Source organism: Nesterenkonia rhizosphaerae, assembly GCF_039544555.1.
Classification (GTDB): Bacteria; Actinomycetota; Actinomycetes; order Actinomycetales; family Micrococcaceae; genus Nesterenkonia; species Nesterenkonia rhizosphaerae.
On sequence record NZ_BAABLW010000007.1, the window covers coordinates 1,132,485 to 1,144,929 of the forward strand.

Consider the following 12,445-nt stretch of genomic DNA (forward strand, 5'->3'; position numbering starts at 1 on the left):
GGGGACGCACTTGGGAGGCGTTTGTCGAGGCGTACACCGATCCCCGCGCAACGAGATTCGGCAATGGCTTCCCATGGCACTACACAAAGGTGATCAACAATGGCGAGCGAAGAAACAACTGAGGGACCGCTGGCGGGCCTCGAAGCGCTGGCTAGGAGCCAGGATGAGGAGCTGATCGAGCGGTTCCTCATAGAGAACCGCCGAGAGATCCAGTACGCCGCGCGCACTGCGGCAAGATTTTATGGCCGTCACCACAACCATGAGCTGCTTCAGGATGTGGAATCACTGGCCATCCAGGAGGCCTGGGCGATCTGCCGGGACGTTGTGGCGGGCACCCTTAGACCCTCCACCATCCGCTCATTCCGCAACTACATCAGTGTGCGCATTCGAACGCCGCTGAGAACACTGATCGAGCAGACCGAGGTCATGGCCTCCGGTGCCTATAGCTCGAAGTATCGCCGGGCCACAGCCCTGGAGCGACTGCGTGATGAAATGACCGTGACATTGGGGCGCATCCCCCGCGATGTCGAAGTAGTGGCAGAGCACAATCGACGTGCCGCCGAAACCAGCAAAGACCCCCACCGGCAGGGACGTTGGGCAACCGTGGAGGACGTCGGATTCCACCGCCCCGCCCAGCCGATCATGGCCGAAACACCCGATGCCGAGGATTCTGCAGAGTTGCGCTCTCCTGCCGGTCACGCCCACGTGTTGATTCATCACGACGATGATCCTGGGGCACTGCTGACCAGCTGGGAGGGGGAAGGTTTTCGCTCACGCGTTGCCACGGCCTGTGCAGCCAAAGACCAGCGACTAGGCGCAGTAGCTTCTGCCTGGTTGGAAGCCGCATCGGCCAGCGAGCACCAGCAGAAGTCGACCATCAAGGCGATGATGCAGGCTGCCGGGTGCACTAGGGAGGAACTGGAGGGCCTGATCTCAGAGATCCGAGTCACCTCCATCCATGTACTTGCAGAGATGACAGACCTCAGCGTGGAGCAGCTGTTGGGGACCGCCGAGGGCCTGTGATCATGGTGCGGCCGCAATAGAGCGTGTCGGGGTTCTGCCCTCACTCCCCGGCACACTCAATGGTGCGAGTGAAGCAGAAAGCCCCAGGCTCCCCCTCTCAGGCCTGGGGCTTTCTCATTCCCCGCCCGAGCCGCCAGCGGCGCCGATCAGTCGCGTGACATCAAAGGGCACACCATAGATGTTCTGGGACCGGCGACGCACCTGAATAATGCTGCTCTTGCCTTTCATTACCCGGCTGCGTGAAGGCTCATGCGTCAGGCCCTCTTCCCAGCAGGCTGTGAACATTGAAGCTGACTTCTGGCCAGCCAGAATCTGCTCAGGGTAATAGCGCTTGGCTTCTTCGAAAGCAGTCGAGGCTGAGATCAGTACAACGTCAGCGCCGTCAAGATCTCGTACCAGGGTTCCAATGCGTGTGCCTTGGGGAGCGAGGTCGCCATTGCGCACACCCCAGCCCAGGGCCACGTTGGCCCCCAGGTCAGTGTCCTCATCATCGGCCACATACGGCGGGGAGAGCGGATCCTCAGCTGAGGAGATATAGGCCCGGCCACTGGCCAGCAGGGAGCGGATAGCGTCAAGCATCTGGGCACCGGGGGTGCTGGCTTGAGACTTCGCATAGTTCTCCATGGCGATCTCGATAATCGACCACATGGGCTGCTCCCGTGAGCTTTCGTCGTACTCGGTCTTCTGGACCATCATGTTGAACATCGGCCACTGTTCGCTCTCTGGCAGCGGCTCCTGACCTTCATCGGGTTCAAAGGGGGAGGGGCCAAGATCGTGCAGCCACCGGTCCAGCAGCTGCCAGGTGATAGTCAGGTTGGCCACCAGTGACTTCAGGCGAGTGATGTCAGAGCGGTTAGCCCCCATCTTCTCTAGCCGGACAGCCACCATCTCCTCCTCGTGCTTTAGTAGCTGTTCCAGGTGCTTCACCAGGGCATCCCAGCCGCGGCGCTCACCCTCGTAGATGATCCAGTTCGCGAAATGACCAGCCACCCGGGCGAAGGTGCCCTCATTCAACGCGTCCTCATCCACAACCTCAGTAGTGGAGGTGTCGGGGTTCAGGGACTTGCCGAAGGCCACACGCATCGCGCGCTCAGCCGCAGAGGGAACTGAGATGTCATTCTCGGCGGTAATGATTACCTGAGCGTGCGGGGTATAACGCTCCCTTAGGGAGGTGTCACTCTTAGCCCGGCCCTTGGCGGTGTGGTTGAAGACGTTACGAATCAGGTTCTCCATTGCCGCCTCTTGACTGCGGGCCTGGGCCGGGTTCGACGACGGCGCCCAGTCATCGACCACCCAGATCGGAGCCACCGAGATATATCGCTCCATCGCGGTGATGGTGTCAGAGGCTGAGCCGGGAAGGTTTCGAGCCCATGCACCCAGGTCACTGGACCAGAAGTGCATGATGAACCGTGCTGTCATCGATTTACCCGAGGCTTTGCGTCCATAGAGATACAGGGGAGTGGTCGCTGGCAGAGGAATCAGTGGACGCAGGGCGGTGCAGATCACCAGGGCGGCATAGCCGGAGCGCCGGAATGGCTTGTTCAGGAACAACAGCTCGTGCATCCTCATCAGGTCCGCGCGCGCCTGTTCCTTCCACTGGGGGTGGCTAATAGGCAGAGCCTTATTGTGGGGCGGGCCACCTATGCCGAAACGATCGTGGTTGGGCAGTTCGGAATCTACTGCTGATTCCACTGTGGCAGCAGCTTCCTCCGAAGAGGCCACAGTGGTCGCCCCGGCGATGAATGCCGGCACGTGCCCATCCACCGGCACCCAGCCCATCCGGGTCCAGCGAGTGTGGACGGGCTTATCCTCGGTGTTTGCTCGCTTCACGGCCTCTAGCCATTTCTCGGCCTTCAAACCGCGCGGCGGCCACTGCGGGTGGTGTTTCAGGATCAAGGGCACATCAGCAATGCCGCGGCTCCACTTGTCCGGAGGGGTCATGATGGCCTCCACGCTGGCGGTGATGATCTCGCGGTGCTCAGCGCCGCCGTCACGCCAAGCCACCTCGATCTCCACCTGTTCGTCGTCGTTGCTGGCCTTCTCATTGACCAGGCCGGTGCGGACCTCCTGGTCGGTGGGGGCCCGCTTGACGTGGGATGCCAGCACTCGTCCACCGATGCGCACAGAGGCCGGTACCCAGCGCCTGGTGGTGGCACCGTTGTAGTCGGTGACCTCTCGTAGTTCCTCCGCTGAGAGACCGTCCTCAGTGATACGCCAGTCACCGGGTTCCAGGATCCATTCCTGGCCCAGCTTCGGCGGCTCAGGAAGCTCGTCCTGCAGGTGCTGGATGAGAGCGTCCCAGTCACCATCATGTGCCAGGAAGTCATCCACACCGTCCTTATTGGAGGTGTTGTCAGCGGGCATCACCAGCACGGAGTAGCGGTCGATCTTCTCGTACCGGATCATGTGCTCGATGAACTTGGCAGCACCGTTGTAGACCTGGCGGTTGGATGAGATGTCAGCATCGAAACCAACCCAGATCTTCCGACCCTTCCAGTTGGCGGTCCGCAGGGATGAGGCATCCTTGTTGAAGGTTTGAGCTCCGGTCGCCCGGACGATGAGCACTCGTTCATCTCCGGGGATGGTGGACATGAAATCACGCAGAGCTTCCCTGGCTCCATCGTCGGTGCGCGCCAATAGCTCACGCTCTGCACCATGGTGTGCCAGATACGCCGAGAGAGCGGCATCACCTTTAAGAAGCCCTTCAACGAAGAACGCCACCGGGGTCGAGTCCAGCCAGTCAGCGGGGGTCGCCGGATGCACATCCAGGGGAGTACCGGCATTCTTCGGGAAGACGTACTTCAGCGGCCTGCCACTCTTATCCGGGGCCGGATCCGAGGGTCGCAACTGGAGGACTGGCTCGTGTCCCTTCACTGAAACATTCCAATTTCCAGTGTCGATAAATTCTTTTGCCGCGTGCTCGTGGGCCTTAAAGGTGTACCACGGCATGACTAATCCATCCCGATCAACACCGTCCTCGGTGACCCCCGTGCATGACCTCAATGTCTTGCGATAGGGGCCACTATCGGATCGCATTCGGTTCTTTGGAGTCGATGCCCAGTACTCCTTGAAGGTCTCCTCATCGTGGATGCGCAGGTAGCCGCGACCCACCGCAACAGCAGGTGCGACTGCCGAATCGGCCAATTTTGCTGCTGCGTGACCTTTCAAATGCTCGCCGAACTCGTCTGCGGCGAACCGATAGTGAACGGCCTGGATGCGTGTGGAGTGAGAGCTCATAAGGGCCTATTGCGGCCGCGTGAAGGCTCAAAGAGTCCTCCGGAGCCAGATTTGAGCCTCCGACATACCGTTTCGTGTACCAAAACATGCCCAGGTATTCACCTGCTGAATACCGCTGCATCCCAGTGTTTACAAGGCAAGTAGCGGTGCGGTATACCGATATCCCCGAAAAATATAGAACACATATACACGTAGCGCACGTACTAATGCACAAGACACGAAGAAGAAGAGGTGGCATTGCAACACTGCACACACACGAGGGGGATGTTTTATGGGTATGTTGCGGATGTCCGGATACCGGAGGCCCAAGAACCCGTGAAAATACAGGGATGCAGAGACATGAGCGGACACCCGTTAGTTGTATACCTGGGTATATCTGCGGATATCGGTGATGAGAGTCACAAAATGCGGGGGACACTACACACAAGCACACACGTAGATAGATAGATAGATATATCTAATTTAATTAAAGAATATATAGTATATATGTGTTTTACGTGTGTGCTTGTGTTTATAGAAGTCACCATCTTCTTTTTAGCTCGGCACATCACGGCTCCAGCTTCTCCAGCTCACCAGTCGCGCTGATCCATCTCCGTCACACCCACCTACCCCCGGAGCCACGGAGTCTCATTCCGCTCGGCCTGTAGAGGGGTGCGGCCGCAGTAGGAGCAATGACCATCGTTGCCCCACCGATCACCGACGCTGCTGAGACCCTCGATCAGCCAGCGCCGGGCACGCTTGATGCCCCCACCAAGGCTGAGTGCACTAAAGAGCTCACGCCTCGGGCACCCGTGCGCCTAGGTGAGGTCGCCAGCTTCGAACCCGGCGCACTGGTCTTCGACCTGGACTTCGTCGCAGCGCGGATCAGGCGAAAAGAGTTCTCGGCCTCCACAATGAACGACTTCGCCGGCAAATGCCTGGCCAAGTGGGCCGCAGGGAAGGTCCTTCCACAGGAGACCTCCCCGCTGCTTCCGCCCCTGGATGGCTCCATGGCCCATGACGCACTAGAGAACTTCTACGCGCTACCCATGGAGGAGCGAACCCGCGAGGCGCTGATGGAGAAGATCCGTGACTCAGTGCACTCCACCGTCGGTGACGACTTGGGCCTACGCAAGCTGGCCATCGAACGAGTCCTGGTGCTGCTGGACGGGCTGTACGACATCGAGAATCCCCGCCGCGTCGATGTCGTTTCTGTCGAGCAAGAGTTTCACCTGATCATTGACGGGGTCCCGGTGGTCGGCCACATCGACCGGGTCAGCCGAGATGAGAACGGCAGAATCCTCATCGAGGATTACAAGACGGGCAAGCTTCCGAATCCGAAGTACAGCAACGACTACGAGTACCAGGCGCGGCTCTACGCCATCGCCTACGAAATGCTCACAGGTGAGCGCCCGGTTGCTGCTCGCCTGCTCTACACCCAGTTCGGTGAATCCCTCTGGGTGGACATTGACGAGGATTCCCTCGCCGAGACCCGGAAGCGCTTGGTCGCCCAGTGGGAGAAGCACAACGACCGTACTGCCACTGGTCGCTTCGACACTAAGGTCGGGCCCCTGTGTGGCTGGTGCCCCCTGGTGAGCGTGTGCAGTGACGCCATCAAGGCTGGCAAGACCCTCTCCGACCGCGCGCCCATGGAAGCCCTTGACCCCTTCGAGCACGGCTTCACCCCGGAGTCTGACACTACAGCCGAGGAAGGGTCCACCGCTTCGATGGATGTCATCGAGGGCCTGCGACAGATGCGCGGACGCGGCCGCAATGAGTCTCAGCAGATGAACGAGCACAACGCACCCACGCAGAGCGACCACGAAGAGGAGCCAGAGATGACCAAACCCTGGACCAAGTACGACGGCGATGAGCTGAACCCCAACTCCTGGGCGGCAAACACGCTGTTCAGGCTGCGTGGTGATGTTGCCGTGTGGCTCAGCGACCATGAGGACCTCCCCACAGAGGACTTCGTCGAGGCTTACAAAGCCATCGCTCACCTGCTTGGCGATGCCCAAGTCGAAGCCTTCGGTCACGGTCCAGACCCGCAGGAGGGTTCGTTCACTCGCCTGCATCACCTGCTGGCCTCCCTGATCAGAGTCCACCCCATCCCCGCCCCAGAAGAGGAAGAAGCATTCAGCCAGTGGCTGGGAGCCATGCTTGATGAGCTGATCAACGGCGCCGCCGATGTCTACGACATCTTCGAGGAACTGGAAGAACGCCTAGGGGAGACCGACTCCAACAAGCCCGAGGATCCCTGGGATACACCCAGCAGCGAACCCCCGTTCTAACCCCAGACTCCTGCCTGGGCCATTAGAGCGACGACACCCATAAGCCCTCCGCCCGGCAGGGCACCACCCCCGGCCACAGCAGACCATGAGGCCACCACAACCAAAGACTCCCGCCAGGCCAAGACCCCTTCGAAGCCCATACGGCGGGTGTCTGGTGGGGCACAACTAAAGACTCCCCGCCAGGCCAGAGTTTGGTCGAAATCCAAAAGCATACCGCCTGGCGGGGCATGACCACCGCGACACGCACCCACGAAAGGACCAGCCATGGCAGACAACGACATCTACTCATCTCAGGCCCCCAGCCCCGAGCAGGTGCAGCTGATCAGCGCCGCCTATGTGCTCACCGGGCCGAAGAGCGAGTACAAGAACTTCACCCAGTGGCGTGAAGAGTTCAACCTGAACCTGCGAGACATCGGCATTGCCGCCCGCGAGACCTCCAACCGCATGCTGGTAGACAAGCTGCTGGACATGGAGAACCTCAAACGCCCCTTCTGGGCCGTGGTACGCGGAGTGCTTTTCCACGAGGGCTCGCAACGCTACATCGTGCAGCTGGAAACCGAGGACCGCGCCAGCGCTGAGATCAAGATCGAATACATCGCCACCGAACGGGTCGATGGTTCCGGCAACGGCAAGTTCCTCGGGGAATGGCTGTCCAACGACCTGCTGGACCACCGTATCCGAGTCCACAAATACGTGGGCGCCCGAGACAAGAAGAAGTACAAAGAGATCCTCCACATCGAGCCCGGAGGCAAAGCCGAGGAACTCTCCCAGGACGAGATCGACGATCTCACCGCTGAGCTGGAGGACCACGTCCACGGCTGCATCGGCTCCGGCAAGTGCCGCCACTCCAACGACTAGCCACCAACGACTGACCACGCACCGGCAGTCATCGGCGGCGCTGATGAGGTTGGCTCGCGCGCCTCATGCACATGGGCACTCCTTGCGACCCTCGCGAAGAACCGGGGCAGCTGATTGTGAACGACACCAGCTGCTTATAACCCTTCGAGAGCCCTAAGAGTCCAAGGAGTGCCCGTGAGCCACACCATCCCCGACACCGCCGATGACTACACCCGGGACCAGGCCCCCAGCCGTCAGTCCTGGGGCACCTCCGGCGCCGAACAGTCCACCAGCACCGCGCAGACCGAGACGCTGCCGGACCTGGCGCAGGATGTTGAAGCCCTCAACGAGGTCGAGGACACTGACGAGCCGGCCAGCGAAGAACTTGAGGTCACTGCCCGACCTGGCTCCCGGCGAAAGGCTCGCAAGACCACAGACGCAGCGACCACCCGCATCCGCCGTAACGCTGCCCGCGCCGCCCTCACGGCCCGGGATGCGCTCAGTGAAGCCGACGAGGACGTCATCGCCCTGCTGCAATCGGTGCTCTCAGCCAAAGACAGCACTCTCAACGAACTCGCCGTGGCGCTGGCGACCACCGATGGTGCCGACACCGCAGCCCTGGGATTCCTGGCTGACCTGAGAACAGCAGGCTCCGAACTTGAGCGCGTGCTGGCAGTGGACGCCGCTGATGAGGAGACCGTCAAAGCCGCATGGCGCTTCCTGGCCGAGCGCAAGCTCGTCTCAAAGAACCGGCCTGAATCTGACATCAAGGCCGCCACCGCCATCTCCGCAGCTGTCGAGAAGCTCGGTGAAGCGATCGACTCCGCCGCGGCCATCCTGAGCGAGGTCTAATCCTCGTGCCACGTCAGGACCGTGCAGAGAACCGCCGCTCGAAGAAACCACGCGAGAACCACTCCTCCCGCAAAGGACGGGGACACAAGCGCCAGGTTGCTGAAGACCGGGCCACCGTTGATGCCCTCTGGGGTTCTCAAGTAGTAGACCAGCCCACCCAGGCCTCAGACCACTACACCACCACGCATAAGCGTGCCAAGCGCATGCGCACAGCAATGTGGATTGGCCTAGTTGGCGGCGCCTCATCGGTGTTCCTGTTGGCCTTAGCCACTGGCAACGCTGCATATCAGGCGTTCATCAGCACCATTGAGGCAGACCCGGGGATCCAGGATGAGCAGCTGTGGTCTCCCCGGCAAGCTCTGGTGGTCGATGAGATCAACCGATGGCTCAACAGTGAAGAAGACCCGCTGCCCGGTGCCTACGTCATCGACTGGAACCGCGTGGTGACTTCATATCAAGCGCCTGATCCTGAAGACGTTGACGAGAACGACCCTGACACAGACATCAGTGCGATCAGCTACGAGACTCACTACGTTGACCTGGGTTCTAACACCGGCACTCTCTTTGAAGCCTCCGTGCTGGTGGGCTACTCCGATGAACTGGAGGGCTTTGTCGCCTCTGCACCCTCGTTGAAGCCCATGCTTCCCCCGGCCAGCAACGAGGGTGACACTCAGGCCTTCCCTGGGGCTCAGGACGTCCAGGAGTCTGAAGCACTGGACTTCGCCGTGCAGTCCTTCATGGAAGCCTTCTACTCAGCCAACCCCAGTGCCCTGAAGGTCGCAGTTGGCGACGGCAGGGAAGGCACCGGCTACATGCCCATGCCCGCAGCCCAGCGCGTTGATGCCAGTATCACCAGCACCGCACTGGCACCCGGATTCAGGGCCAGTGACGAGGAGGACGCACCGCTGCCTGAGGGAGTGGTCGCCCGAGTCCAGGCCGACATCACCTGGCCGCCCACCCGAGTGCCGGCAGACAGCGCTGAAGCCTTGGAAGCCCAGGGACTGGAGTTCGACGGGCTACTCGATGATCAGTCGCTAGATGATGACGCGATCTTCGACGATACCGAAGCTGATGAGTTCGATGACGACGGGCAGCGCATGGTCCAGCGCACACATCGGGCCAGTGTCGAGTACGACGTCCTGATCTTGGAGGCCAACACTCAGACACCCCGAGTAGTGGCCTGGGGTCCGCCAGGTACCTGGCGGACCCTCAGCGAGCACTCCAACGCTATCAACCGCCAGCTCACCTCCCCGGATTCCGGGCTGAGCGACTCCGAGTAAGGGGCAGCCCTGATGATCAAGCGCACTGGCAAGAAATCGGCTCAGCAGGATGGTCGGATCAGCAACTGGGTCGACCTGGATGACCTGGAGTCTTTCCCCACCATGAAGCGCGCCAGGCTGGCCAACGGCATGCTGGTCGGCCTGGACGGCAACACCGTCTGGTACTTCGGCAAGGTGCCCACAGCGCCGGTGGTGGATGCACGAAACGATGAGCGCCTCTTTGAGGCATTCGAACCGATCCACCAGGCCTTCGAAGCCCTCGCCAGGGACACCCCCGTGGGCATTAAACGCCGATCCGTAGCGAAGAACAGCTACCGTCAGGTGCATCTGCTGCGAGTCACGGTGCCGCGCCCCTGGCGCCCTGTGACTCAGGCACCTGCCAGCCGTGCTGAGGCTCAGGAGCGACTGAACAGGCAGTTGCGCCGAGACTTCGCAGGTGAGGTGACTGATCAGTCAATTCTGGCCTTCGGCGTGGCTCTACAGCCGCAGCTGACCTCCTCTGGGATTGCCCAGGCCTGGGAGAGCGTGAAGTTCACCCTAATGGAGGGCGGCACCCCGATTGAGGACTTCGAGCATGACCTGGCCCGGGTGAAGCGAATCTTCGCTCGCATCGGCATCGAGGAGCTCACCGGAGATGAGATCTCCATCCTGGACTCCTGGTGGAACGGCGGACGCTCCCCGGACGTGGTGACTCTGACTCATCCTGAGCACCTGCACGTGTTCTCCGACTCCCGGTCTGTGCGAGCGGCGAAGAATGCCGGGCCGGCCGATTGTGAGAACTGGCGCACCGAGCTGTCAAAGAACGGCGGACACAACGCCATCAGCTTCGCCACCGTCTCCGACCTGGAGCTCGACTTCGATGCTCCCAACACCGCCAAGGCACACTGGGCCATCCCGTTGCTGAAATCCAACGCCCTAGCCATCTCCATACGCGGCGCTCTGGAACCCGCGAAGGTCACCAGGGCCGAGATTCGACGCAACCGCCGCGGCTATCGCAACGACATCATTGAGCGACAGAGTCAGGGCAAGATGTCTAAGGGCGAGCAGGAGGAGCGCCTAAACGAGCTGAAGATGGTGGAGGACGAATACGGCAAGGGCCGAGCTGACGCCACACTGATCAACACCTCCATCCTGGTGGCCTTCGACGGCATCGTCGAGGACATGGGCAGGATGAACGAAGGAGCCTTGGAACTTCGCCCCATGGAGTTCCGACAGGAGCGCGCCTGGGCGGAGATGATGATCTGCTCCACTATCAACGCCAACCCCAACCTGCACGATATGCCGATCACCAACCTGGCAGCCTCCGGCATCTCCAATGTTTCCACAGTCGGCGACAAGCACGGAATCCACCGAGGATTCACCGAACGTGACCGGCAGTCCGCCTGGTACTCACCAGAAGCTGCATACCTCGACGCCGACGCGGCACCCTTGAGCGTGAACGTTGCCGCCTCTGGAGCCGGCAAGACGATGATGCTGCAGTGGGAGGCGTGGCAGACCGCCGAGCTGGGCTTCCGGCAAGTGGTCATCGACCCCAAGGGCGGATCCGATCTCTCCCCGGTGTTCTCCCAGATCCCCGGTGCCCGCATCTTCTCCCTTGATGACCTTCAGCATGTCGATGGCGTCTTCGACCCGCTGAAGTTCGCGCCCACCCCGCAGGAGGGCATCGAGTACGCAGCCTCAACCATCACCACCATCAACCCCTACGGCAACATGGACAAGACCAGGGAGATGGAGTCCGACGTTCTCCACGCTCTGCGCTACGGGGTCGAGAAGGGCCACCGCGCCACATGGACGGCACTGGAGCGCGCCGCCAACGACGGGCAGTTCCCGAAGGTGCACTTGGAGCGCCTGGGCAAGCTGTCCTCTTCCTCGCCCATGTTCGGAGCCTTGGTGGGTCGCAACGATGAGGGGTCTGGTCTGGCGCTGCATGACGGCACCACCCTGATCAAGGTGGGCAACACTCCGCTGAACCTGCCCGAGCCTGGCCACCCGCCGGACTCCATCGTGCACAGCATCAACATGGCGCTGGTGCGCAATATGGTCTTCGGCTCCGCGATGGCCATGACCGGACACGGTGGTGTGCTGCGCCTGGATGAGGCCTGGGTCTTCACCTCCGCAGCACCGACCGAACTGGAGAAGCTGGGACGCCTGGCACGCTCCCAGGGCATCCAGGTCGAGCTCTACACTCAGCGCATCTCCGATGCCCTCAACGCCGGACTGCAGAACTACCTAACCCGTGGGTGCATCATGCACGTGAAAGACCCGGTTGAGGCCGAGGCCGCGTGCAACATCTTCAAGCTGGACCCCTCACCGGCGCGGCTGGGGCGCATCACCGCTGATGCCACCTTGGACAATGAGGCTGGCAGCCCCAACTGGCGCTCCCTGAAAGCACTCAAAGACCCGAAGACCGGCAAAGTGGTCCGCGGCGCGGTCGCACTCTATGTCGACATCAAGGGACGCGTGGTGCCCACCGAGATCCGCATCCCCGAGCGGTTCTTCAAGATCGCCTCCACCAACCTCGCCGACGTGCGTGCCCGCGAGGAAGAGTCCAAGAGACTGCTGGAGACGCAGGTAGTGCCGTGATGAGCAAGGTCAGGGCCGCCGCCGCGGGCCTAGGTCTCATCATGACTGCTGTGCTGGCGTCCAGCACAGCGACCGATACCACGTTGGCCTCCTGGAGCAGCGAGGCAAGCGTGGCAACGGCAGTAAGCTCTGGCGCTCACAAGCTGGAAGCGGCCACTGACGCTGCGGGTGCAGAACGGGTCGATGCCGGCACTGAGACTCATGCTGGTACTCGTGAGAGTCCAATGCCGATGCACAGCAACTCTGTTTGGCGAGTGCCCGTAGAGCCTCGATCTGGCGGGAACAGCAATGCGAATGTTCGATGCAACACCTTCAGAGTGAGAGCAGCTGCTGAGGCTAACCTGCCACACGTGTTCACTGCGG

The 12,445-nt window shown here is 61.2% G+C and carries 7 protein-coding genes; 6 read left to right on the top strand and 1 reads right to left on the bottom strand.

The features are described from left to right. The first annotated feature begins 99 nt into the window (after positions 1 to 99). Positions 100 to 1,023, top strand: a complete 924-nt coding sequence (locus ABEA23_RS10920; RefSeq protein WP_345478040.1) for a hypothetical protein — start codon at positions 100 to 102, stop codon at positions 1,021 to 1,023. Positions 1,024 to 1,137: 114 nt separating this feature from the next. Here the strand turns inward: ABEA23_RS10920 and ABEA23_RS10925 are convergent, their stop codons facing one another. Then, positions 1,138 to 4,260, bottom strand: a complete 3,123-nt coding sequence (locus ABEA23_RS10925; RefSeq protein ID WP_345478041.1) for a hypothetical protein — start codon at positions 4,258 to 4,260, stop codon at positions 1,138 to 1,140. A gap of 671 nt (positions 4,261 to 4,931) precedes the next feature. On the opposite strand from ABEA23_RS10925, the gene ABEA23_RS10930 reads away from it, so the two are divergent. From ABEA23_RS10930 to ABEA23_RS10950, 5 genes are all read left to right on the top strand, one after another. After that, positions 4,932 to 6,530 carry a RecB family exonuclease gene (locus tag ABEA23_RS10930; RefSeq protein ID WP_345478042.1) on the top strand — a complete coding sequence of 533 codons (1,599 nt, stop codon included), beginning with the start codon at positions 4,932 to 4,934 and terminating at the stop codon, positions 6,528 to 6,530. Between the two features lie 264 nt (positions 6,531 to 6,794). After that, positions 6,795 to 7,388: a hypothetical protein gene (locus ABEA23_RS10935; RefSeq protein ID WP_345478043.1), complete on the top strand. Its 594-nt coding sequence runs from the start codon at positions 6,795 to 6,797 to the stop codon at positions 7,386 to 7,388. A 174-nt stretch (positions 7,389 to 7,562) separates the two neighbouring features. Further along, positions 7,563 to 8,219 carry a hypothetical protein gene (locus ABEA23_RS10940; RefSeq protein ID WP_345478044.1) on the top strand — a complete coding sequence of 219 codons (657 nt, stop codon included), beginning with the start codon at positions 7,563 to 7,565 and terminating at the stop codon, positions 8,217 to 8,219. Between the two features lie 5 nt (positions 8,220 to 8,224). Beyond that, positions 8,225 to 9,499: a hypothetical protein gene (locus tag ABEA23_RS10945; protein ID WP_345478045.1), complete on the top strand. Its 1,275-nt coding sequence runs from the start codon at positions 8,225 to 8,227 to the stop codon at positions 9,497 to 9,499. A gap of 12 nt (positions 9,500 to 9,511) precedes the next feature. Continuing rightward, positions 9,512 to 12,082, top strand: coding sequence for an ATP-binding protein (locus ABEA23_RS10950; protein ID WP_345478046.1), 2,571 nt, complete (start codon positions 9,512 to 9,514; stop codon positions 12,080 to 12,082). Positions 12,083 to 12,445: the final 363 nt, after the last annotated feature.

Coding starts and splice junctions, on each gene's coding strand:
- ABEA23_RS10925 (WP_345478041.1), bottom strand. CDS start 4,260: ATGAGCTCTCACTCCACACGCATCCAGGCCGTTCACTATCGGTTCGCC.
- ABEA23_RS10935 (WP_345478043.1), top strand. CDS start 6,795: ATGGCAGACAACGACATCTACTCATCTCAGGCCCCCAGCCCCGAGCAG.
- ABEA23_RS10950 (WP_345478046.1), top strand. CDS start 9,512: ATGATCAAGCGCACTGGCAAGAAATCGGCTCAGCAGGATGGTCGGATC.
- ABEA23_RS10920 (WP_345478040.1), top strand. CDS start 100: ATGGCGAGCGAAGAAACAACTGAGGGACCGCTGGCGGGCCTCGAAGCG.
- ABEA23_RS10930 (WP_345478042.1), top strand. CDS start 4,932: ATGACCATCGTTGCCCCACCGATCACCGACGCTGCTGAGACCCTCGAT.